The organism is Amycolatopsis anabasis (assembly GCF_009765355.1).
GTDB lineage: Bacteria > Actinomycetota > Actinomycetes > Mycobacteriales > Pseudonocardiaceae > Amycolatopsis > Amycolatopsis anabasis.
This window is the reverse complement of sequence record NZ_VTHK01000013.1, coordinates 85,758-107,754: the sequence shown is the minus strand read 5'-3', so window position 1 is coordinate 107,754 and position 21,997 is coordinate 85,758. Positions and strand designations below refer to the sequence as shown.

The following is a 21,997-nucleotide window of genomic DNA, read 5'->3' as shown; positions in this document are numbered from 1 at the left end:
TATGGGCATAAACTTCGACGAGGTCAAGAAGAAGGCGCAGGAAGCGCTCGGCAAGAACGCCGAGAAGATCGAACAGGGCATGGACAAGGCGAGCGGGTTCGCGAAGTCCAAGTTCGGCCAGCACTCGGACAAGATCGACAACGTGGCCGAGAAGGCGAAGGACTTCCTGCACAAGAACAAGGGCGAAGGCGGCCGGAAACCGGGCGACCAGCCGCCCCCGCCGCCACCCGGCTGACCCCGGGGTTCCTCAGCACACCTCGCCGACGGCCGTGTCGCCGGCGATGGCCGTGATGCGCCCGCCGCGCTCGCCGAGGGCGATCAGGCCCTCCCGGGCGTCCGGCGCGGTCAGGCTCACCCGCACCCCGGCCAGCCGGGCCGCGCGCGCCTGCGCAAGCGCTTGCGCGCCCTCGTGCCCGGCGTTCACCGTCGCCGCGAGCCCGCCGGTGGACGCGAGCGATCCGCGCGCCGCGCCCAGCTTGCCCAGCGCCTCGTCCAGCACCGGCAGCAGCGCGTCCCGGTTGCCCTCGGTCATCGCGCGCACCAGCTCGGGCCGCGATCCGGCGACCCGGGTGCCGTCGGTGTACGAACCCGCGGCCAGCGACATCGCCAGCGGCCCGCCCTGCGCCCCGACCGCCGCCAGCACCGCGGCCAGCAGGTGCGGCAGGTGGGAGATCCGCGCGACCGCCTCGTCGTGCGAGGCAGCGGGCAGCGGCACCACGTGCGCGCCGAGGTCGAGGGCGAGCCCGGCGACCTCGGCCCAGGCCGCGAGGTCGGTGTCCTCCTCGACGCAGGCCACCCAGGCCGCACCGCCGAACAGCGCCGCGTCGCCCGCGCGCCAACCGGATTCGGCGGTTCCGGCCATCGGATGCCCACCCACGTATCTCGCGGACGGCACGAACCGGCGCACCGAGTCCAGGACCGGTGACTTCACGCTCGTCACGTCGGTCAGCAGGCATTCCGGCGCGCGGTCGGCGACCTTGCCGAGGACGTCGTCCACCCTGGTCAGCGGGACGGCCAGGACCACCACCGCGTCCCGGTCCGCCGCGCGGGCCAGGGCTTCGTCCACATCGGTCGTGACGTCGTAGCCGTCGGCCTTGGCCGCGTCGGCGTCCACTTCGGACGTCGACGCACCCCAGACCGCCCGTCCGGCTCCGGCCGCGGCGCGCACCAGCGAGCCGCCGATCAATCCGAGTCCGATCACGCATACGTCTCGCACGCTGAGACATACTGCCAGTCAACGCAAGGCGTGCGTGCGGACCGACTTGACCAGCGGGCCGCGCTCGGCCGAAGGCCCCGCTGGTGCGGGGGCAGGGCGCCCTTCAGACCTACGTGAGCGATGCGCCGATCGAGCGCCCTGGCCACGCGCCAGTGTTCGCGTCCTCAAGAACACTGCCAGTCAACGCAAGGGATTGACTCGATCAACGCAAGGCGTCCAGGGCGAAAGCGGCGTACAGCGCCACGCCGTGTGCGAACGACTCCTCGTGGTAGTGGACGCGGTTCGAGTGGTTCGGTGCGGCCTCGGCCGGATCGGTGCCCGGCGCCGCCGCGCCGAGGAACGCGAACGTGCCCGGAACCCGTTGCAGCACATAGGAAAAGTCTTCGGCACCCATGATCGGATCGGCCATCGGGGCCACGTTCCGCGCGCCGAGCACGTCCCCGGCCAGGTCCAGCACCCGTGCGGCGGAGGCCGCGTCGTTCACGGTCACCGGGTAGCCCGGCTCGATGTCGGCGAACACGCGGCAGCCGTGCGCCGCGCCGATCGACTCGCACACCTTCGGCAGTTCCTCGCGGACCAGCGCCCGGGACTGCTCGGACAGCGTGCGGATGGTGCCGCGCAGTTCGGCCGTTTCCGGGATGACGTTCGTCGTGGTCCCGGCCGTGATCTGGGTCACCGAAAGCACCGCGGGGTCGAACACGCTCACCCGCCGCGTGACCATCGTCTGCAGCGCGCCGACCATCGCCGCGGCCGCCGGAACCGGGTCGATCGCGAGCTGCGGCATCGAACCGTGCCCGCCCTTGCCGGTGACGGTGACCGTGAAGCTGTCCGCCGAGGCCAGGATCGGGCCGGGCCGGGTGTACACCAGGCCGGACGGCGCGTTGGCGAAGACGTGCAGGGCGAAGGCGCTTTCCACCCGCGACCCGGCCGCGTCCAGCACGCCTTCGTGGATCATGTGCCGGGCGCCGTGGTAGCCCTCTTCGCCGGGCTGGAACATGAAGACCACCGAACCGGCGAGTTCGTCGGCGTGCGCCGCCAGCAGCCGGGCCGCCGAGGCGAGCATCGCCACATGGCAGTCGTGCCCGCAGGCGTGCATCGAATCCGGAGACTCGGAGGCGAAGTCCAGGCCGGTGTCCTCGGTCAGCGGCAACGCGTCCATGTCCCCGCGCAGCAGCACCGCCGGACCGGGCCGCCCGCCGCGCAGCACCGCGGTGATCGACGTGGTCGACTTCCCGAGCGTGATCTCCAGCGGCAGGTCGGCCAGCGCCCGCCGCAGCACCGCCTGGGTCTTCGGGAGGTCCAGACCTTGTTCGGGATGCCGGTGGATCTCCCGGCGGAGCTCGACGGTCTTGGCTTGCAGGGCCTTCGCCTCGTCGAGCAGCCCGGCGAGGCGGGCGTCGGGCAGCGAGGGGAGGTCGGTGGGTCCGGTCATGAACCCGATAGTGGCACCACGCCCGGCTGTGGCGCACCACCGCTGGTTTACGGCAGGTATACGGTGTGCGCATGGCGGTGAAGGAGCCGGTCCAGGGGTTCGGGGTTGCGGTGGTCCGGGAGGACGGCCGATGGCGGTGCAGCCTGCTGGATTCCGCAGCGCTGACCGAGTTGGACGCCGCGATCACCGAGCTGGCGAAAATGCGGTCCACCGGGGCGGTGTTCGGTCTGCTCGCGGTGGACGACGAGTTCTTCGTGATCGTGCGCCCCAGCCCGCGCGGGGCGTCCTTGTTGCTCTCCGACGCGGCGGCGGCGCTCGACTACGACATCGCCGCGGACGTCCTCGATCTGCTGCGGGTCGATCCGCCGGACGAGGACGACGAGTCCGTCTGGCCGGAGGGCGATCTGGAGATCCTGGCCGACCTCGGGCTGCCCGGCGGGGAGCTGGAGGTGATCGTGAACGAGGTGGAGCTCTACCCCGACGAGCAACTCCAGATGATCGCGCAGCGGTGCGGTTTCGGTGAGCAGTTCGGCAAGCTGCTCGACGAGATCTAGCCGTGCCCGGCGACGCCGACGCGGTCCGGGCGGCGCTCGAGGTCGCCGTGCGCGCGGGGGACGACGTGCCGATCGGCGCGGTGGTGTTCGCCCCGGACGGCCGGGTGCTGGCGAGCGCGCACAACGCCCGCGAAGAGCTCGGCGATCCGACCGCGCACGCCGAGGTGCTCGCCCTGCGCGCGGCCGCGCGCGCGTACGGCGACGGCTGGCGGCTGGACGGCTGCACGCTCGCGGTGACCGTCGAACCGTGCACGATGTGCGCGGGCGCGCTCGTGCTGGCCCGGGTGGCGCGCCTGGTGTTCGGCGCGTGGGAGCCCCGCACCGGCGCGGTGGGCTCGCTCTGGGACGTGGTGCGTGACCGACGTCTCAACCACCGGCCCGAGGTGATCGGCGGGGTGCTCGCCGAGGAATGCGCGGCCCTGCTCGACGCCTTCTTCGCGGGCCACCGGGATGGCCCGCAGCGGTGATCGCGTGATTGGGCCGTGCTCACCGCGGGTATTCCCCGGGTAGCGGACCGGCCCGCATGGGGCCGGACGCCCACGAAGGAGGATCGTCAGATGAGCCTGTTCGACAAGGTCAAGGACAAGGCGCAGCAGATGGTCGGTGGCGCGAAGGAGAAGCTGGGCGAGGCGACCGGGAACGAGGACCTGCAGGCTTCCGGCAAGGCCGACCAGACCAAGGGCGAAGCCAAGGAAGCGGGCCACGACCTGCGGGACAAGGCCACCGGTGCGGTGCAGGACGCCAAGGACAAGCTGAACCGCGACGACCGCTGAGGCGAGGCGGACGGCCCGGTCCGGTTCGCCGGGCCGGGCCGCCTCGTGCGCGGTTCGGGGCGTGCAGTACCCTGGTCGGCGGTAGCGTGTCCGAGCGGCCGAAGGAGCGCGCCTCGAAAGCGCGTGACGGGCAACCCCCGTCCGTGGGTTCAAATCCCACCGCTACCGCATTGAGCGAAGCGCCGGTTCCCGGGAATCCGGGGACCGGCGCTTCGCCGTTTCACTGGCCGCCGTCAAGGGACACCATCCACAGTGGACATAGTGATCGGGTGGCTTTTCCTTGCGCGGCAATCTTTCACCATCGGTACCAGCGCCCCCGCGCGCCCGCGCCGGTCGTGGGGCGGATCAGGAACCCCAGCAACCAGACCACCAGCACGACGGCCGCGATGATCCACAGGACGTCCCAGGCGAAGCCTGCGCCGAAGAGGACCAGCGCGAGCAGCAGGACCAGAACAAGTGGCAACATTGACAACCTCCTCGCGCCCCCGATGGGCGGACACATCCCGGATACCCCGTCCAACCCGGAAGAATCTCCGCGGGGACCCGATTGCGCCGTCCGGCCCAGAGAACTTTTCCGGCACTAGGCCGGATGCGGGCGGCGGGCTAGCCTGGCGAGTACCCAGTCGCGAGCCCGTGGGAGGACACCTGATGGCGGATCCGAAAGCGACGGTCGGCGCATTCCTGGCGGCCCTCGAAGAGTTCGACCTGGACGGCGCGCTGAGCCTCGTCGCCGACGACATCGTCTACCAGAACGTGCCGCTGCCCCCGGCTCGCGGAATCGCCGCGGTGGAGAAGCAGTTGCGGCTCATGGCCAAGTACGGCACCGGATTCGAGGCGCGGACCCACCACATCGCCGCGGACGGGCCGATCGTGCTCACCGAACGCACCGACGTGCTCCGCGCCCGGTCCTGGGAAGCCGAGTTCTGGGTTTGCGGCACCTTCGAGGTCCGGGACGACCGAATCGTGCTGTGGCGCGACTATTTCGACTGGGCCACCTTCCTCGCCGCCAGCGCGAAGGGCGCCGGAAAGGCCGCGGTGGCCGGACTTTCCGGCCTGCTCGCCCGCTTCCGCTCCCCGGCTGCGTAGCCCTCGGGGCGAGCTAACGGCCCCACGCGAACCATCGCAGGCGCGTTTGCGAAAGCAACTTGCTGACGTGACGTGATCAACTCGGTACCGTTTGCTGGCGGACAGTATCAGCGAGATACCTGCCGGTATGGGGGCCGACTTGGACGAGGGCGCAACGGACAACAGGATGTCCGGCCAGGCCACGAACGTGGTGCAGGCGCGGGACATCTCCACCCTCCACATCGAGAACACGATCCGTTTACCGGTCCCGCGCCAGCTTCCGCCGGACACGGTGCCCTTTGTGGATCGCGAGTCAGTGCTCGAAGGGCTGACGTCCTGGTTGACCGAGTCGGGCGAGGACGCGCCCGGCCATGTGGTGGTGGCGGGTATCGGTGGCGTCGGCAAGACCGCGATCGCTGCCCATTGGGCCCACGGTGTGCGCGACCAGTTTCCGGACGGCGAACTCTACATCGATCTCCGCGGATATCATGCGAATGATTCCTTGAGTGCGGAAGAGGCCCTGAACGAGCTGCTGTGTGCGTTCCTACCGGCGGATCGCGTGCCGTTCGGGCTGGCTGCCAAGGTCGGACTCTACCGTTCCCTGCTTCGCGAGCGCCGGATGCTCGTGCTGTTGGACAACGCCGCGACCGTCGACCAGGTTCGCCCCCTGCTGCCGGGGACGTCGACCTGCCGGGTTCTGATCACCAGTCGCAGCCGTCTGACGGGGCTTGCGACCAGGGAGGGCGCCCACCGCCTACCGCTCGACGTGTTACCTCCAGATCGCGCGGTCGACCTGTTGCGCCAGGTCAGCGGGCCCGAATGGATCGACGCCGAACCGGATGCGACGAATGAGCTGGCGCGCTTCTGCGGTTACCTGCCCCTGGCCTTGCGCATTGTCGCCGAACGGCTGGTCACCGGGCAGCGGCCGTCCGAACTGGTCGAGGAACTCGCGGAGGAACACGAACGTCTGGACGCGCTGACCTCCGAAGAGGATGACTTCTCCTCCGTACGCACGGTTTTCTCGTGGTCGTACCGTATTCTTCCGCCGCCGGTGGCTCGGATGTTCCGGCTGCTTTCATTGCCCGCCGGGACGGACCTCAGCCTTGCGGCGGCGGCCGCGCTGGCCGATGTTTCGCGTGCCGAGGCGCGGAGGCAACTCGGTGTTCTGGTCGGTGCGCACCTGTTGCACGAAAGCGGTCCACGGCGTTATCGCCTGCACGATCTCCTTCGTGTGTATTCGGCCGAATGCGCGGAGGTGGACGAAACCGAGGCCGATCGGAGAGCCGCGATGCGCCGCCTGCATACGTGGCTGCTGTATTCCACGGAGAAGGCGGTATCCGTCCTCTATCCCAACCGATTTCGTTACCCGCTGGAGCAGTCGCAGGTTCCCCGTGCGCTGCCTGAGTTCGCGGATCCGCGACAGGCGCTCCAGTGGTGTGACGACGAAAGCGGCAACCTTGTCGCGGCTGTTCGTCAGGCCGCGGACAGCGGCGACCACGACCTGGCATATCGGCTTCCCGTGGTGCTGTTCGGCTATTTCGTCGTCCGCAAGCCGTGGGATGACTGGATCACCTCTTTTGGCATCGGCCTGGCGTCCGCTCGGCGACTGGGGGAACGTGACGCGCAGGCATGGCTGTTGAGCGGTATCGCGTTGCCCCATCTGGATCGACGGGAGTTCGATGCCGCGATCGGCTATCTCCGCCAGGCGCTGGACGCGTGGCGGGACACCGGCCAGCGTTGGGGTGAGGCGTGGGCCTTGCGCGACCTCGGCGAGGCTTGTTGCCAGCAGGAAAGGTTCGCCGAAGCCGTCGATCACCTGGAACGCGCCGTCGCTATCGCTGCGGAAATCGGCGACCGGGCTGGTGAGGCGGACGCGCGGGTCTACCTGGCCGGTGCCTGCTGCGGCCTCGGTCGGTTTGACGAGGCGCTCAGCTGTGTTCAGATCGCGTTGGACCTTCGGAGCGGAACCGGGGACAGCCGTGATGTGGCCGGGGTGCTGAACACGATGAGCCGGGTGTACCGGCATCTGGAACGGTTCGACGCCGCCCTTGAACATGGAAACCGTGCCCTGGAGATTTGGCACGGCGTTGACTACCGGCACGGCGAAGCGGTCGTGCACGAAAACCTGGGCGAGACCCTGAGCCTCGCCGGTCGAACCGACGAGGCGCGGAGTCATTTCGGTGCGGCGCTGGCCATCTTCGAAGAGCTGGGGGATCCACGCGCGGACGGCATCCGCGATCGCCTAGCACCGTGAAGCGTCCAGGGCCAACTGCGGTCTACCGGTCTTCGGACGCCCGTGGGGGATCGGTGCGGTAGTGCTTCCGGTCCCAGTTCACCGGGTCGAAGGCCATTTCGGCCTCATGAACCCGGGACATCCGGCCCGGCAGCCGGACCTTGCGCACCCCGCCGCGTGCGCGGTCCTTCAGGTCCACGACCGCGGCGATGCCGAGTATCACCACGAATACGCCGAGAATCGTCCACAACGCCCACATCGCGCCTCCCCGCCCGATCGGATCACGCCAGGGTAGCGGCGACTCCGACCGGACGGCGCGGCATTTTCCGCTTAACGGCCGCGTAGTCCGGCGACGTAGATGTCGCCGTCGGCGACCGAGACGTCCCGCTGGCTCGACGCGCCGGTGGCCAGGACCCGGGCCGGGTCGCGGAAGCCGGTGATCACTTCGACGCGCTGCACGGGTTTCGGCGTGCGGATCACGGTTTCCGGGTGCCAGTCCCGGCCACCCGTCAGGCGGTAGGTCTCGATATCCGGTTTCCCGTCCCGGGTCGCGTAGACCCGCCAGACCCCGCCGCCGAGCGGTTCGAGTTCGCGCAGCCGCAGCCCGGTCGCCACCTCGCGCACGTCCCAGCCGCGGCCGTTCCACGCGCCGGCGTAGTCGTGCGGGGTCCCGGTCGTGTCGAACTGGAACCAGGTCACGAACGGTTTGCCGTCGGCCTGGGCGCCGGTCTGCAGGATGTAGTCCGGCGACTTGGTCCCGGCGGGCCGTTCCAGCGGGGTGTCCGCGACCTTCAGGTACCGCTCCTGCTCGGCGTCGTCCACCTGCGTCCCGAGATCGCGCCCGGACGCGGAGAAGAAGCGCAGGGTGGCCGGGTCGAAGGACGCGAAGTACACGTTTCGGTGGTAGAAGTCGTGCTTGTGCTGGTCCGGACCACCACCGGCCAGTGTGTATACGAGCTGTATACGACCGGTATGCGAGTCGTATCGCAGCTGGCCCGCGTAGATCTCGTCCAGGTGGTCGGCGCGCCCCAGCGAGCCGAGGGCCCACCGCTTCCCGGTCAGCTCGACCGAGTTCCGCCAGGTGCGGCCGTCGTCCCGGGACACCAGGTACTTCAGCGGGCGGAAATCGGTCGGCGCACCGGGGTCGAGTTCGGCCGCGGTCTCCCGGTAGAACACGATCAGCGTGCCGCCGGCGAGCTTGACCGGCATCGGATAGCTGGCCGCGGCCCCGGCGGCGACCTCGGTGTGCGTCCACTCGCCGTCCAGCGAACGCGCCCGCGGCGACCGGCTCACCACCGTCCGGCTGTTGTGCATGCCGCGGAAGACCAGCAGGTGCCCGTCGGCGGCCTGCACCAAGGTCGGGTAGTTGTGCGAATCGGATTCCCCGCCCGCGAGCCGTTTCGGCGCGGTCCACGTCCCGCGGCGGTGGTCGTAGGCCTGCACGTAGGCGTCGGCGTGTCGACCGGACCACGAGATGAACGTGCGCCCGGCGACCGGATCGTGCACCCCGCCCGCGACCGGCCGCCGGTCGCTGCGCGAGGCGACCGAGGCCGCGGGTGTCATCACCGAGAACTCGCGGGACGTCGCGATCGCGGGGGCCGAAGTCAGGGCGAGGGCGAGGATGGTCAGGGGAGAGAGCAACCGTGAGAACCGGCGCATGAAAAAGCCTCCTGGTGTCCAGGCGGCGGAAGCTCATCCTGGCACACCGCGAACCGGGCCGGAAGTGTCACGAATTGTTGCCACATTGTCTTCTCACTCGTCGCTTGTCCGGGGGACGATGCCACGACCGCACCGCGGAAGAGGGGGACTGAGGGTGACTTACTCGCGACGGATCGGTGTGCTCGCCGCCGCTCTCGTGCTGGCCGGGATCGCTACCCCGGTGGCCGGGGCCGAGCCGAGCGCGGACGCCGTGATCGCCGAGGTCTACGGCGGCGGGGGCAACTCCGGCGCGACGCTGACCAGCGACTTCATCGAACTGGTCACCGCGGGCCCGGCCCCGCTGAGGCTGGCCGGGTGGAGCGTGCAGTACCTGCCGGGCGCACCGAGCCCGACCAGCCGGTGGCAGGTGACGCCGTTGACCGGCAGCCTCCAGCCCGGCGCCCGGTACCTGATCGGCGAGGCCAAGGGCACCGGCGGAACGGTCGCGCTGCCCGCGCCGGACGCCACCGGGACCATCGCCCTCGCGGCCACCGCGGGCACGGTCGCCCTGGTGCACGGCACCGAGGCGCTGACCTGCCGCACCGCCGCCGACTGCGCCGCGGACACCCGGATCCGCGATCTGGTCGGCTACGGCTCGGCGACCGTCCGCGAGGGCGCCCCGGCCCCCGCGCCTGGCAACACCACCTCGGTCGCTCGCGGCGCCGCACTCGCCGACACCGACGCCAACGCCGCGGACTTCGCCGTCGGCGCGCCGACCCCGGTCAACGCCAAGGGGGAGACCCCCGGTGGCGATCCGGCCCCGGTCGACGCGCGCATCCACGACATCCAGGGCACCACGCGGATCTCGCCGCTGGACGGCAGGCAGGTCGGCGGCGTGACCGGCGTGGTCACCGCGCTGCGGACGTTCGGCTCGGCCCGCGGGTTCTGGTTCACCGATCCCCGGCCGGACGCCGATCCGCGCACCAGCGAGGGCCTGTTCGTGTTCACCGGTTCGACCACCCCGGCCGTCGCCGTGGGGGACGCGGTGACCGTGCGCGGCACGGTCAAGGAGTACTACCCGGACAACCTGCGGGACTCCAGGTACCAGTCGCTCACCGAACTCACAGGTCCACAGTGGACCGTGACGTCCAGCGGGAACGCGCTGCCCGCGCCGACCGCGCTCGCGCCGGACACCGTGCCGGACGCGCTCGTTCCCCAGCCCGGCGGGAACATCGAGGGGCTGGCGCTGGAACCGGCGACGTACGCGCTGGACTTCTGGGAGGCGCACGAGAGCGAGATCGTCAGCGTCACCGACGCGCGGGTCGTCGGCCGGACCACCGAGTACAACGAGCTCTACGTCACCACCAAGCCCGGCCAGCGGCCGACCCCGCGCGGCGGCACGCTGTACACCGGATACGACCGGCCGAACACCGGCGTGCTCAAGATCGAGTCACTGATCCCGTTCGCGCAGCGGCCGTTCCCCAAGGCCAACACCGGGGACACGCTCGGCGGGCCGACCTCGGGCCCGGTGGAGTACGACTCGTTCGGCGGCTACACGCTCTTCGCGACCGCGCTCGGCGAGCTGAAGGACAACGGCCTCCAGCGCGAGGTCACCCGCCCCCAGCGCTCGGGCGAACTCGCCGTGGCGACCTACAACGTGGAGAACCTCTCCGCGGTGCACGACCAGCGGAAGTTCGACCAGCTCGCGCACGGCGTCGTCGACAACCTCCAGCGGCCGGACATCGTGACGCTGGAGGAGATCCAGGACAACAACGGCGAGCAGGGCCACGGTGACGGCGTGGTCGCCGCCGACCAGACGCTGCGACGGTTCGCCGACGCGATCGTGGCCGCCGGTGGGCCGCGGTACGAATGGCGGCAGATCGATCCGGCCGACCTCGCCGACGGCGGCGCGCCCGGCGGGAACATCCGGGTGGGCTTCCTGTTCAACCCGGCCCGGGTGTCCTTTGTGGACCGGCCGGGCGGGGACTCGGCCACGGCGGTGCGCGTGCGCGACGACCACGGCAAACCGCACCTCTCGGTTTCCCCGGGCCGCGTCGACCCGGGCAACGAGGCGTGGCAGGCCAGCCGCAAACCGCTGGCGGGAGAGTTCGTCTTCCACGGCCGCACGGTTTTCGTGATCGCGAACCACTTCAACTCCAAGGGCGGCGACCAGCCCGTCCACGGCCGGTTCCAGCCGCCCGCGCGGAGTTCCGAGGTGCAGCGGGTGCGGCAGGCGCAGGTCCTGCGCGGATTCGTCGACCAGTTGCTGGCCGTGGACCGGAACGCGAACGTGATCGTCGCGGGCGACCTCAACGACTACCCGTTCTCCCCGGCGGTGCGCACCCTCACCAGCGGCGGCGCGCTGCGGGCGCTGATCGACACGCTGCCGGAGAACGAGCGGTACGGCTACGTCTACGAGGGCAACTCGCAGGTGCTGGACCACATCCTGGCCTCGGCGGCGCCGCGCGGCGTGGACTACGACGTGGTTCACGTCAACGCGGAGTTCGCCGACCAGGCCAGCGACCACGATCCGCAGGTGGTCCGCTTCCGCCCCGGCACGGGCAGCCGCCTCGGGGACGCCTACTACGACGCCCTCGACTGGCTGGAGCGCACCTTCCCCCATTAGTCATGGTTTCGAAAGACGCGTGTTTCGCCCGAGGTGACCAGGCGCGCGGTTGGGCCGAAGGCCCCGGATTTGTGGAGGCAGGCCGCTGACCTGCAATGGTGACCGCACTGGGGGAGTCACGGCCTGGCTACGCAAATCCGGTCGCGCGCACCATAAACACAGTTAGCGGCGGGCGCGCCAGCCGAGTTGCAGGACGGCGTGCACGAGCTGGTTGTAGGCGGGTTTGACCTCGGCCAGGTACTGGTCCAGCCGGTCGCCCCGGGCGTTCGGGGCGGGCCCGGGCGGCTCGGCGAGTTCCAGCCAGGACAACCGGGACACGTTGTCCTCGGCCATCCGCCACCAGTGGTTGGCGCCCTGCGAGGTGCGCTGTTCCCGTTCGGCGGCGGCTTCGACGGCCGCCTGGGCGGCGGCGATCGCCGAGTCCAGTTCCTCGGCGCGGTTCAGCTCCCACGCGCGCAGATCGTTCGCGGCCTTGGCGGCCAGGCCCACGATCTCCTTGTACCGCATCGCGGCACTGACTCCGTCGGCTCCGTCAGGCGACGTCATGGACACCATGCTCCCGGTCGGGTCGCAGGAACGGAATGATCACTTCGGGCGCGCTGTGCGTGCTCCGGTCGAAGAACAGCGCCCGCCCCGGCCGCGGCGACCAGTGCACCACGATCCCCGCGGCGAACGGCCCCAGTTCGGCGCCCTGCACGTCCAGCGCGGCCCACGCGCCGATGTCGTCGGTGCCGCCGAAGCCGAGGGTGTCCTTCAACCGGGCCGTGCTGCGCCACCAGCCGAGCGTGTGCACGCCGTTGCCCGGCCCGTGTTTGAGCACCACGCGCAGCTGGTCCAGACCGCTCTTCGGTTCGCCGGGCTTCTTCGCCTCCAGGGCGGGCAGCGCCGCGTCCACGCCGTAGAGCAGCAGGACGCGCGGGGTCTGCCCGGCCGGTTGGGCGGCGATCTCGGTCAGCCGGGCGCCGAGGTCCGCGTCGCTGACGAGCACCGCCCGGTGCCCGGCGGCGCACAGCCCGTCGACGAGCTCGCGCACGGCGTGCACGCACCGTTCGACCGGGCAGTTCACCACGAACTCCACCCCGCCCGGTTCGTACTGCCGCGCCAGCGACCGCGTCGCCGCGTCCATAATGGACAGAGCTTCCGCGGCCGAGGTGCCGAGCACCGCCAGGTTGCGGCCGGGCGAGGGGGACAGCTCGACGCCGCACGCCGCCTCCCGGACGTCGATCGACTGGCCGAGCAGCGCGCGCGGATGCCCGTCCGGCTTGAGCTCGGCGAAGGCCGACACCTGCTCCAGCACCGGCGAATGCGCGCCGTCGAACAGGCGGGGCCGGTCGTGCTCGACGGCGTAGGCGTTCCACAGCCTCGCCTGCAACGCGGGGAACACGTCCTTGCTGCTGGCGTCCGGGACGTGCGCGAGCTGGTTGCCGTGCGCCACCCCGGAATCGTGGTTGATCACCGCGTGCCACTTCGGCGCGCCCACCGCCGCGTTGTTCGTCTCGGCGAGCACGCGCCGCGCCTTCGGCATGGCGATGCGCAGCGTGCACTGCTCGAACACCGCGGGCTTGCCCCAGAACGCCTCGATGCCCGCCACGTCCTGGCTGGCCAGGATCAGGTGGATGCCCTGCGCCCGGCCGCGCCGCGCGATGTCCTCGAGCAGCGCGGTCGCCTGGTTGGTCACCCCGTCCCGCCCGGCGAACAGGTACTGGAACTCGTCGATCACCGCGACGATCCGCGGCCAGTGCCCCTCGGGATCCTCCTGCCGCAACCCGGCCAGGTTGGTGACCTCGTGCTCCTTCGCCGCGGTCGACCGGCGGCGCAGCTCGTCGGCGAGGAACCGCAGCAGCGCGAGGCCGAACTCGCGGTCGGTGTTGACGTTGACGCCGATCAGCTTGGCGTGCGGCAGCCACGTGGCGTCCTTGCGGCCCGGGGCGAGCCCGGCGAAGGACACCCCCTCCTTGAAATCCAGCAGGTACAGCGCCAGCTCACCCGGTGGGTACCGGGCGGCGAGGCTGCCGAGCAGCGCGTACAGGAAGTTCGTCTTGCCGGATCCGCTCGGCCCGCCGATCAGCGCGTGCGGGCTGTGGTCGCCGATCACCACCTCGACCGGGTCGCCCTCGTAGAAGCCGACCGGGGCGCGCAGTTCCTCGGCGGAGTTTCCCTGGCCCAGTTCGGGCGGCAGCAGATCGGCGAACGACCGGGGCCCGCCCTGCTTTTCGATCAGCGCCTGGGCCAGCCGGTTCGCCGCCCCGGCGACTTGCCCGGCCGGCAGCGGCGGGTCCAGGTCGACGATCAGCTCGGGCCCGGTCATGCTGGTGACCGCGTGGCTTTCGTCGAGCAACCGGATGTTCTCCACCGAACCGCCGAGCACGGTCGGCAAGTCGACCGTGATCAGCGAGATCCCGGCCGCGTGCGCCCCGGTCGCGATCCGCTTGAGCGCGCGCAGCGGCTCCGGGCTCCAGGTGTCCCCGTTGCCGTACAGCACCGCGATCCGCCACGGTTCCCGGCGGTGCCCGTCGGCCAGGCGCATCGCGCGCAACGAGGTGTACCCGGATTTCATGGTCTGCTCGTGGATGCGCCGGATGTGCCCGGCCAGCTCGTCGAGCAGGTCGTCCAGCCGGGTCGGGTCGTAGGTGTTGAGCGCGCTGGTCCGGCTGAGCGGGTACAGGTTCGGGAGCACGGCGGTGAGCTGGCCGACGTCCCACAAGTGGATGCGCACGGCGCCCGGTTCGACCGTGCTGAGCACGCGCATCAGCAGGTTCTCGATCAGCGCGTCCACCCGGTCCCGGGTCTTCGGCGCCGAGGTGATGGACAGATGCGATTCGTCCAGCAGCGGCACCACCACGTCGAACGGGCCGTTGCTGTCCATTGTGGACGAGCCGATCCGCCACAGCGCGGGCGGGTGCTTGGCGTTGCCCACCGTGCCCAGCCAGTCGCCGGGCGGGCGACCGGCCGGGCCCGGGGCCGTTTCCGCGACCAGTTCCCGCAGCCGGCGGGGCACGGTCGCCGCCTCGGCGTAGAACTGGGCGCGCACGGTTTCCAGCCATTTGCGCACCCCGGCCATCGCCGGGTGCCGCAGCTGTTCGAGCACCTGCTCGTCCGCGCCGGCCTGATCGATCCCGGCGCGGACGATCCGTTGTTCCAGCTCCAGTCTGGCGAGGTCGGTCTCGGCCGCCTCGCGGGCCGCCTGAGCGGACCCGAGAACGAGCCCGATCTGCTGCCGCATCTCGCTCAGCGCGGCGACGACGCGTTCGCGCTGTTCGCTGGCCTTCTGGAACTTCAACGGATCAATTCCTCGCTAGAGGCGCGCCTCGTACCTGCTCACCAGGTCTTCGGCTGCGGACAGCCGGTCCGCGTCGGAGCCGAGCCGTTCGATCGCGCCGTCCAGTTGCGGCGGCACCCACGGTTCCGCCTGCGCGTGTGCGTCGACGATCGCTTTCCTGGCTTCGTTCAGCAGGTCCACCGCCCGTTTGGTGTGCTCGGTTGCCTCGATCAGTTTCGCACGAGCGGCACTGAACTGTTCGTGTAGTTCGGAGAGGACGGACATGGCACGGACAGTAGTCAGAGGCGGGCCGCATACGATTCCGCGGACGAGATACAGGCCTCGACCGTGCCCTGCGTGTCGTTGATGCCGTTCAGCGCTTCGGCGATCATCCGGTGCGCCTCGTTGACCTCGTTCTGCGAGCTGCCTTCGGTGGCTTGGGAGAGGATCTGCTGTGCCTCTCCGAGCGACTGCGCCGCCTGTTGTAGCGCGGCGATGCTCGCGGAGGCCTTCTCGTTCGCCTGCGCGATTCCAGCCCGGACCTCTTCCACTCCGGCCATTGGCGTGGACTCCTTGGGGTGTATCGGAATTACTCGGATTCGGTCCGCGGCGGGACCGATGGCGGACAACCTAGCGTGAACCGATACAGAGGCCCGATCAGGGCCATGGATCTGCCGCAAGGGGCAACGAAGGCCCCGGGCAGGGTGCCGCCCGGGGCCTTCGACAAGCGCGGAGGATACGGGATTCGAACCCGTGAGGGCTTTTACACCCAACACGATTTCCAATCGTGCGCCTTAGGCCGCTCGGCCAATCCTCCGCCGAGAAGGGTACAGGGGCGCGTGCCTGCCAGCGGATACGGGGTCCGGCGTCGCGGCGTCACCGCACCGGTACGCACCGCGAGTGGCGAAATCGTGATCTACGAACCACCTGACCGGCTCAACTTCCCAGGGGTGTGCGGCGTCTGGACGGGTGAAGATCGAACGGATGTGACGGGGGTTTGGCGTGGGAGTGAAAAAGATTCTGGTCGCGGTGTCCGGCCTGGCGCTGGCCGGAGTGCTGGCCGCTTGCTCGGGTGGCGCGAGCGGGGAGGCGAACGTCGTCGGCGCGGGGGCCGCGGCGGGCGCGCCCGCACCGGCGGCCACCACGCCCCCGTCGTCTTCGTCGTCTTCGACCCCGCCGCCGAGTTCGAGCAGCGCGCCGACGAGCACGAAGACCACGCCGTCGTCGCAGCCGAAGAAGGACCAGCCGAAGCCCGTCGCCGAGACCAAACCGGCGCCCGGAGTTCCGTGCACGATCACCGAGGGCGCGTGCGTCGACCTGTCCGCGCACAAGGCGTGGCTGCTCTCCGGCGGGAAGGTCACCTACGGTCCGGTGCCGATGCTGCCCGGCAAGCGCGGCGCCGCCACCCCGGCCGGCACCTTCCGGGTGATCAACAAGGTGAAGAACTACCACAGCCGGGAGTTCGACGCGCCGATGCCGAACTCGGTGTTCTTCTACCCGGGGGACGCCTTCCACACCGGCAGCCTGAAGAACTACTCCAACGGGTGCATTCACCTGTCCGCGGCGGCCTCGCTGAAGTTCTTCAACACCCTGCAGGTCGGTGATCCGGTCCAGGTCGTCCGCTGAGTGTGGGTTGGGTCTCATTTCTGAAGCGCTGATCACGGTCAGATCAAGGTGGCCGGGGTAAATCGGGGTTCGGCGCTTTTGTGGCGGTCCGGACAGTGCGCCGGCGCGGGTTTTGTGCCGAACCTGACAAAGGTCGACTGGGTTAACCCCGGTTCCGGATATGGGGTTGTGGGGCTTGTTTACCGGCGGGTAGGGTTGCCCGGATCTGTTTGCGGAATGAATCCGGGAGGCGGTTTTCGTGCTGCCAGTTTCTCTTCGGTATTCGATTCCCCTGGTGTTCTTCCGCCCAGGCGGCGGTGAAACCGGTGCACCGCTGGCGAGCCGGCTCGGCGCCAAGCGGGCGCTGGTCCGGGTGCACGACGACACCCCGGAGGCCGCCGCGCGGTGTGCCGAGGAGTTGCGCGCCGAACATCCCGGCGGGCCGTACCGCCTCGCCGGCTGGGGTGACGCGGGCGTGCTCGCGTTCGAAGCGGCGCGGCGGCTGGTGTCCGTCGGGGAGCGGGTCGACCTGGTCGTGCTGATCGACTCGGTGCCGCCCCCGGTGCTTTCCGGCCGGTTCGACGGCGGCGTGGTGCTGTACCGCGCCGATGAGCGCGCCGAGGGGGACAGTTCGCTCGGCTGGTACGGCTGGTGTCCGCATCTGCGGATCGTGCGGATCCCGGGCACCCGGCTGTCCGAGAGCGAGCCCGCTCAGGTGGCCGCCGTCGCGAACCATCTCGAGGGCGTGCTCGCCGAACGCGACCGGGCGGCGCGGCTCGGCGGCTGAGTTCAGCGGAGTCCGACGAAATCGGCCATCTGCTGGGTGGTGTGCGCGAAGAATTCGTCGGTGGGGTCGACGCTGCCGACGAACTGCCCGAACAGTTCGAAGCTGATCACGCCGAAGAGCTGTGCCCAGGCGATGAGCAGGCGGGTCAGCGCGGGGGCGGGCAGGTCCGCTTCGAGCCGGGCGGCGAGGTCTTCGGTCTGCCGGGCGAGTTTCGCGGAGGGTTTGGGGCCCTCGAAGGCGGGGCGCAGCGCGGCGGAGTCGAGCACGCCGACCAGGGCGAGCGCGACCCGGGACGCCGGGGCGACCGTGTCCCGCGGGGCCTGGTAGCCGGGGATGGGTGAGCCGTAGATCAGCGCGTATTCGTGCGGGTGGGCCTTGGCCCAGGTGCGGGCGGCGTGCCAGATGTGCCGCCACCGCTGGCGGGGATCGGCGTCGATGGCGGCGGCCTTCTCGGCGACCTCGCCGATGGCGTTGTAGGCGTCGATGATCAGCTCGGTGAGCAGGTGGTCCCGGCTGGGGAAGTACCGGTAGAGCGCCGACGACACCATGCCCAACTCCCGGGCGACCGCGCGCAGCGAGAGTCCGTTCGCGCCCACCTCGGCCAACTGCCGCCGGGCCACGTCCTTGATCTCCTGGGTCAGTTCATCCCGGGCACGTTCGCGTGCCGTTCGGGTTCCTGTGCCTGCCATGACCGCCAGTCTGCCACAAACCGAGAGCACTGCACAAATTCGAGATCAGTGCTCTCTATGGTGAGGGTTGACTGGCTGCTGCGGAAGGGCGCCGGTCGAGCGGGTGAGCATCGGCCACATTCGAGAGCGCCGCTCTCGTAGAAGAGCGCCAGTCACTTCGGGGAGCAGTAGTCACATTTCGGAGCGGCGGCCACCTTGAAGAGCGGCGGCCACCTTGAAGAGCGGCAGTCACCTTGAAGGGCGGCAGTCACCTGGAGAGCGGCAGTCACCTGAAGGGCGGCGGTCACCTGGAGAGCGGTCACCTGGAGCGGCAGTTCACTTGGGGGCAGCGGTCACCTGGAGAGTGGTGGTCGCCAGAGAGTGGTGGTCGCCAGGAGAGTGGCGGCCGGGTTGGAGGGTGGGGCCGGTTGGAGAGCGGGGGTTGGTTGGAGAGCGGGGGTTGGTTGGAGGGGGCGGCCAGGTGGAGGGTGGTAGTCGCCTCGGGGAGTGGGAGTTGCCTGGAGAGCGGTAGTCGCTTTGGAGAGCGGTGCTCTCTTGGGGGGCGCGGTGGGATCGCATTGGGGATCGGGGTTCGGGTTCGAGAGCGGTGATCTCAATTGAGAGCGCTGCTCTTGACTTGGGGCACTGGTCTCGGGTTCACTGATCTCGTACGAGAGCGGTGCTCTCCTAAGAGATCGGTGATCTCGGAGGAGAGTGGTGATCTCGGGGGAGATCCGAAGACGCGAGATCCAAAGACCTGAAGCGGCCTCGGAAGTGGCCCGAAGTGAAGTTCTGGAGGAGAGACAGCGATGAACAAGATCCACTACGTGCAGCCTGGCGGGGCCGCCGCCGTGTTCAACCGGGTCGTCGCAGGGCTGACCAAGGTGGGGGTGAGCTTGTGGGGCAGCCGCGTGCTGTCGGTGCGGGGTCGGAAGTCGGGGCAGTGGCGGTCGGTTCCGGTGAACCTGCTGACCTTCGACGGCGAGCGGTATCTCGTCGCGCCGCGGGGTGAGACCCAGTGGGTGCGCAACCTTCGCGCCGCGGGCGACGGCCTGCTGCGGGTGGGTCGCCGAGGTGAGGAGTTCACCGCGGCCGAACTCGCCGACGACGCCAAACCGGCCATACTGCGCGCCTACCTCAAGCGCTGGAAGTGGGAGGTCGGCGTCTTCTTCGACGGCGTGGACGCCGGTGCCACCGATGCGGACCTGCGCCGGATCGCCCCTCGCTACCCGATCTTCCGCATCGCGACCGGAACCCTCAGCTGACCTTCCGGCGGCCGGTTCCCCGGAAGGTCGCGGCGGCCAGGACGACCCCGACCAGCAGCACGCCCAGCCCGATCAGGAACCACAGCTTCTGCCCGGTCATGAAACTGCCGCCGAGCACGCCGATGCCCTGCAGCACCCAGATCACGCCGATCGCCGCGCACAGGACTCCGAACGCGAAGAGAATCCACCGTTTCATGGTTCGCTCCCGAGGCCGCACTGGTGTTCCCGCCGGAGTCTCACACGCTACGACATCACGTTCCGGTCCACCGCCCGATCACCGAAACATGCAGCGGTCAGGGGCGGTGGCATCGGCACAACGGCAGGTTTCCCGGCCCACGGTCGGGTCGGGAGAGCTAACCCGCGAGGAACGGGCGGAGGCGGGCCAGCAGCGCGGCGGGTTGTTCCTCGGCGAGGAAGTGCCCGCACTCCGCCAACGCCTCGCCGGTCACGTCTTCCGCGTAGTCGCGCCAGATCTCCAGGGTGGGGAGCTTGCCGAGCAGACCCGTAGACCCCCACACCGCGAGCACCGGCATCCCGAGTTTCCGGCCCGCGTCGGCGTCGTCGTCCGCCGCGTCGGCCGGGAAGGAGGCGCGGTAGTCGTCGAACCCCGCCCGCAGCGCGCCCGGCGCGGAGAACGCGCGCACGTATTCGGCGACCGACTCGGGGTCCAGGCCGTGCCGCTGGTAGGTCCAGCGTTCGAAGAAGTATCCGAGATACCCCGCGATGTTCCGGCCGGCGAGCAGTTCCGGCAGATCGGGCTGCAGGTGGAAGAGCCAGTGCCAGTAGCCGCGGCCGACCTCGGAGTCCATCCGCCGCCACATCTCCCGGGTCGGGATGATGTCCAGCACGGCGAGCCGGGCCACCTCCTCCGGCCGGTCCAGCGCCCACCGGTGCGCCACCCGGCCGCCGCGGTCGTGCCCGACCACGCCGACCCGGTCGAAGCCGAGGGAACGCACCAGTTCCGAGACGTCGGTCGCCATGGTCCGCTTGTCGAAGCCGTCGCGCGGTTTGTCGCTCAGCCCGTAACCGCGCAGATCCGGCGCGATGACCGTGTGCTCGTGCGCCAGATCGCCGATCACCTTGCGCCAGCAGTACGAGGTCTGCGGCCAGCCGTGCAGCAGCACGACCGGTGACCCTTCGCCCGCGATCCGGTAGTGCATCCGGATTCCGTTCACGGTCGCCGTCGAAGCTTCCACTCTTCTACCTCTCTAACCGGGTTATAGGGTTAGAGGGTAAGGCCAGGTGTCGCGCGGCGGCAAGGAGTAAGCTGGGGTGATGACCGCGGAGTGGGTGTTCGACGGGGGGCGCGCGAGCGTCGACCTGGTCAACACGCTGCGCGATCGCAAGCGCGGCGGGCGCGAGCTGCTGGTCGATCCGGCCGCGCTCGGCGAGTGGCTGACCGTCGCGGGGCTGCTCGAGCGCAAGGCGAAGGTGACCGCGCGGCACTTGGAGGAAGCGCTCCAGCTCCGGGAGTCCGCCGACCGGTTGCTGCGCGCCGCCGCGGCCGGTGACCGTCCTAAGGCGACAGACGTGAAGACGGTGAACGTGCTGGCGGCCGCCGTGCCCCCGGCGCCGCCGCAGTTGCGGGTGGACAGCGACGGAAGGGTGCGGCTGCGGAGCTTCGCGCCGGCCGATCCGGTGGCGGCGGCCCTGGCCGCGCTCGCGACCGACGCGATCGAACTGGCCGTCGAGGCCGCGCCGGTGCGGATCTGCGCGGCCACCGACTGCGGGTTGCGCTTCGTCGACCGCTCGCCGAAGCGCAACCGGCAGTGGTGTTCCATGGCGCGCTGCGGAAACCGGGCGAAGGCCCGCGCGCACTACGCCCGGGGCGGATCGTTGTGACAGGTCCGGTCCAGCTCGCCGCCGTCGGTGAAGAACGCGGCGAAGGCGCGGGTGCAGTTCGCTGACCCGGTGTTGCCCTGAATCGTGGAGTTCTTCAGGATCACCACGCTGAGCGGGAAACCGCCGTTGGGCGGCACGAACGAGTCGAGGTAGGCGGGCGCGGCGTTCAGCCCGGAGCCCTCGTCGGTCGCGCTGTTGCCGGTGATCGCCGAGCCTTCGATCGTCAGCGGACCCGGACCGCGCAGGTCGATCCCGCCGCCGCGGCCACCCAGCGACGCGGGATGCGTGACCCAGTGCGGGTTGACCACCTTGTTGCCGGTGATCCGTGAGTTGGTGACCTTGCCCGACCAGTCGAACCGGATGCCCCCGGCCTCACCCGCGGAGTTCCCGGCCACCACGCTGTCCGAGATTTCCAGATCGGACAGCGGGATGTTGAAGATCCCGCCGCCGTAGTCGGCCCGGTTGCCGGTGACCTCGACCCGCCGCAACTTCAGATTCGACGTGTTCAGGATGCCGCCGCCACCGGTGATGAACACCAGCTCGCGTTCCCGGGTCACGCCGCCGGTGACGGTCAGATCGCTGATCGTGGAATTGTCGCTGGTGAAGAAGACGCGGTCGACGCCGTTCGCGTCCACGACCGTCTTACCGGATCCGGCGCCGCTGATCCGCGCGGGCTTGAGGATGTTCAGGTCGCCGGTCGACGCGTCCGGGAACGGGCCGAGCGGCAGCGGCGGTGGCTGGATGGTCAACGTGAAATGCCCCGCGGGAACCGTGATCCGGGCGCCCTGGCCGGCGTTGGACTCCATGATCGCGGCCCGCAGCGTGCACGCGCCCGCGCCGCTGCGGCACACGCCGTCGCCGGGATTCGCGTCCGGCGCGTCCGCTGTGCTGTCCACTGTGTACACGACCTCGTTCGCGGCCGGGGCCGCCTGCGCCGTGCCCGGCCACGCCAGCGCGCCCAGCGCGGCCAGCGCCACCGGAACCGACTTTCTCAAGATCATGACTGCCTCCTGGCCAAGTGAGAAACACCGATG

Annotated in this window: 24 protein-coding genes and 2 tRNA genes; 12 read left to right on the top strand and 14 right to left on the bottom strand. The window is 70.1% G+C overall.

Annotated elements, in window-relative coordinates:
• The first annotated feature begins 1 nt into the window (after position 1).
• Positions 2-235 carry an antitoxin gene (locus tag FXO23_RS18985; RefSeq protein ID WP_158886679.1) on the top strand — a complete coding sequence of 78 codons (234 nt, stop codon included), beginning with the start codon at positions 2-4 and terminating at the stop codon, positions 233-235.
• A gap of 12 nt (positions 236-247) precedes the next feature.
• Here the strand turns inward: FXO23_RS18985 and FXO23_RS18980 are convergent, their stop codons facing one another.
• Together FXO23_RS18980 and FXO23_RS18975 are read right to left on the bottom strand one after the other, a co-directional pair.
• The gene (locus FXO23_RS18980; protein ID WP_281356551.1) at positions 248-1,216 is read right to left on the bottom strand and encodes a prephenate dehydrogenase; all 969 of its coding nucleotides are present in this window, start codon (positions 1,214-1,216) and stop codon (positions 248-250) included.
• A gap of 202 nt (positions 1,217-1,418) precedes the next feature.
• Positions 1,419-2,648: a M20 metallopeptidase family protein gene (locus FXO23_RS18975; RefSeq protein ID WP_158886678.1), complete on the bottom strand. Its 1,230-nt coding sequence runs from the start codon at positions 2,646-2,648 to the stop codon at positions 1,419-1,421.
• Between the two features lie 71 nt (positions 2,649-2,719).
• Between FXO23_RS18975 and FXO23_RS18970 the strand changes: the two genes are divergently transcribed.
• The 4 genes from FXO23_RS18970 (at position 2,720) to FXO23_RS18955 (ending at position 4,143) form a co-directional block, all read left to right on the top strand.
• The gene (locus tag FXO23_RS18970) at positions 2,720-3,202 is read left to right on the top strand and encodes a tRNA adenosine deaminase-associated protein (RefSeq protein ID WP_158886677.1); all 483 of its coding nucleotides are present in this window, start codon (positions 2,720-2,722) and stop codon (positions 3,200-3,202) included.
• Positions 3,203-3,204: 2 nt separating this feature from the next.
• Complete coding sequence (locus FXO23_RS18965; protein ID WP_158886675.1) at positions 3,205-3,669, top strand: nucleoside deaminase; 465 nt, start codon at positions 3,205-3,207, stop codon at positions 3,667-3,669.
• A 90-nt stretch (positions 3,670-3,759) separates the two neighbouring features.
• Entirely contained in the window at positions 3,760-3,975 is a 216-nt protein-coding gene (locus FXO23_RS18960) for a CsbD family protein (protein ID WP_158886673.1), read from the top strand.
• Positions 3,976-4,055: 80 nt separating this feature from the next.
• Positions 4,056-4,143 (top strand) — tRNA-Ser (locus FXO23_RS18955).
• A 127-nt stretch (positions 4,144-4,270) separates the two neighbouring features.
• Here the strand turns inward: FXO23_RS18955 and FXO23_RS18950 are convergent.
• Entirely contained in the window at positions 4,271-4,441 is a 171-nt protein-coding gene (locus FXO23_RS18950; RefSeq protein ID WP_158886671.1) for a hydrophobic protein, read from the bottom strand.
• Positions 4,442-4,623: 182 nt separating this feature from the next.
• Here FXO23_RS18950 and FXO23_RS18945 point away from each other — a divergent pair, with 182 nt between their 5' ends.
• Both FXO23_RS18945 and FXO23_RS18940 read left to right on the top strand, forming a co-directional pair.
• The gene (locus tag FXO23_RS18945; RefSeq protein WP_158886669.1) at positions 4,624-5,061 is read left to right on the top strand and encodes a limonene-1,2-epoxide hydrolase family protein; all 438 of its coding nucleotides are present in this window, start codon (positions 4,624-4,626) and stop codon (positions 5,059-5,061) included.
• A gap of 166 nt (positions 5,062-5,227) precedes the next feature.
• On the top strand, positions 5,228-7,294 hold the full coding sequence (locus FXO23_RS18940; protein ID WP_158886667.1) for an ATP-binding protein: 2,067 nt from the start codon (positions 5,228-5,230) through the stop codon (positions 7,292-7,294).
• A gap of 22 nt (positions 7,295-7,316) precedes the next feature.
• Here the strand turns inward: FXO23_RS18940 and FXO23_RS18935 are convergent, their stop codons facing one another.
• The gene (locus FXO23_RS18935; RefSeq protein ID WP_158886665.1) at positions 7,317-7,532 is read right to left on the bottom strand and encodes a hypothetical protein; all 216 of its coding nucleotides are present in this window, start codon (positions 7,530-7,532) and stop codon (positions 7,317-7,319) included.
• A 71-nt stretch (positions 7,533-7,603) separates the two neighbouring features.
• Positions 7,604-8,932 carry a BNR-4 repeat-containing protein gene (locus FXO23_RS18930; protein WP_158886663.1) on the bottom strand — a complete coding sequence of 443 codons (1,329 nt, stop codon included), beginning with the start codon at positions 8,930-8,932 and terminating at the stop codon, positions 7,604-7,606.
• A gap of 118 nt (positions 8,933-9,050) precedes the next feature.
• On the opposite strand from FXO23_RS18930, the gene FXO23_RS18925 reads away from it, so the two are divergent.
• A complete protein-coding gene (locus tag FXO23_RS18925; protein ID WP_158886661.1) occupies positions 9,051-11,537 on the top strand; it encodes an endonuclease/exonuclease/phosphatase family protein in 2,487 nt (828 codons plus the stop codon).
• 162 nt (positions 11,538-11,699) lie between these two features.
• Here FXO23_RS18925 and FXO23_RS18920 read toward each other — a convergent pair whose 3' ends face one another.
• From FXO23_RS18920 to FXO23_RS18900, 5 genes are all read right to left on the bottom strand, one after another.
• Positions 11,700-12,083, bottom strand: coding sequence for a hypothetical protein (locus FXO23_RS18920; protein WP_158886659.1), 384 nt, complete (start codon positions 12,081-12,083; stop codon positions 11,700-11,702).
• Positions 12,070-14,760: an FtsK/SpoIIIE domain-containing protein gene (locus FXO23_RS18915; protein ID WP_158886792.1), complete on the bottom strand. Its 2,691-nt coding sequence runs from the start codon at positions 14,758-14,760 to the stop codon at positions 12,070-12,072. Before FXO23_RS18915 ends, FXO23_RS18920 begins: the two co-directional genes overlap by 14 nt.
• Positions 14,761-14,832: 72 nt before the next feature.
• Positions 14,833-15,081 carry a hypothetical protein gene (locus FXO23_RS18910; protein WP_158886657.1) on the bottom strand — a complete coding sequence of 83 codons (249 nt, stop codon included), beginning with the start codon at positions 15,079-15,081 and terminating at the stop codon, positions 14,833-14,835.
• A gap of 14 nt (positions 15,082-15,095) precedes the next feature.
• Positions 15,096-15,356, bottom strand: coding sequence for a hypothetical protein (locus FXO23_RS18905; protein ID WP_158886655.1), 261 nt, complete (start codon positions 15,354-15,356; stop codon positions 15,096-15,098).
• Between the two features lie 170 nt (positions 15,357-15,526).
• Positions 15,527-15,613: transfer RNA gene (locus tag FXO23_RS18900), tRNA-Ser, on the bottom strand.
• 191 nt (positions 15,614-15,804) lie between these two features.
• Between FXO23_RS18900 and FXO23_RS18895 the strand changes: the two genes are divergently transcribed.
• Both FXO23_RS18895 and FXO23_RS18890 read left to right on the top strand, forming a co-directional pair.
• Positions 15,805-16,422: a L,D-transpeptidase gene (locus tag FXO23_RS18895; protein WP_158886653.1), complete on the top strand. Its 618-nt coding sequence runs from the start codon at positions 15,805-15,807 to the stop codon at positions 16,420-16,422.
• 274 nt (positions 16,423-16,696) lie between these two features.
• Positions 16,697-17,188, top strand: a complete 492-nt coding sequence (locus FXO23_RS18890; RefSeq protein ID WP_158886651.1) for a thioesterase domain-containing protein — start codon at positions 16,697-16,699, stop codon at positions 17,186-17,188.
• A gap of 2 nt (positions 17,189-17,190) precedes the next feature.
• Here FXO23_RS18890 and FXO23_RS18885 read toward each other — a convergent pair whose 3' ends face one another.
• Positions 17,191-17,877 (bottom strand): TetR/AcrR family transcriptional regulator, encoded by a 687-nt coding sequence (locus FXO23_RS18885; protein ID WP_158886649.1) that lies wholly within the window; start codon positions 17,875-17,877, stop codon positions 17,191-17,193.
• Positions 17,878-18,665: 788 nt separating this feature from the next.
• Between FXO23_RS18885 and FXO23_RS18880 the strand changes: the two genes are divergently transcribed.
• Positions 18,666-19,121, top strand: coding sequence for a nitroreductase family deazaflavin-dependent oxidoreductase (locus tag FXO23_RS18880; RefSeq protein ID WP_158886647.1), 456 nt, complete (start codon positions 18,666-18,668; stop codon positions 19,119-19,121).
• Here the strand turns inward: FXO23_RS18880 and FXO23_RS18875 are convergent.
• Positions 19,114-19,317 carry a hypothetical protein gene (locus tag FXO23_RS18875; RefSeq protein ID WP_158886645.1) on the bottom strand — a complete coding sequence of 68 codons (204 nt, stop codon included), beginning with the start codon at positions 19,315-19,317 and terminating at the stop codon, positions 19,114-19,116. The genes FXO23_RS18880 and FXO23_RS18875 overlap by 8 nt on opposite strands.
• Positions 19,318-19,474: 157 nt before the next feature.
• Positions 19,475-20,281: an alpha/beta fold hydrolase gene (locus FXO23_RS18870; protein ID WP_179956812.1), complete on the bottom strand. Its 807-nt coding sequence runs from the start codon at positions 20,279-20,281 to the stop codon at positions 19,475-19,477.
• A 115-nt stretch (positions 20,282-20,396) separates the two neighbouring features.
• On the opposite strand from FXO23_RS18870, the gene FXO23_RS18865 reads away from it, so the two are divergent.
• Entirely contained in the window at positions 20,397-20,963 is a 567-nt protein-coding gene (locus FXO23_RS18865) for a CGNR zinc finger domain-containing protein (RefSeq protein ID WP_158886641.1), read from the top strand.
• Here the strand turns inward: FXO23_RS18865 and FXO23_RS18860 are convergent.
• On the bottom strand, positions 20,939-21,964 hold the full coding sequence (locus FXO23_RS18860) for a CSLREA domain-containing protein (protein WP_158886639.1): 1,026 nt from the start codon (positions 21,962-21,964) through the stop codon (positions 20,939-20,941). The genes FXO23_RS18865 and FXO23_RS18860 overlap by 25 nt on opposite strands.
• Positions 21,965-21,997: the final 33 nt, after the last annotated feature.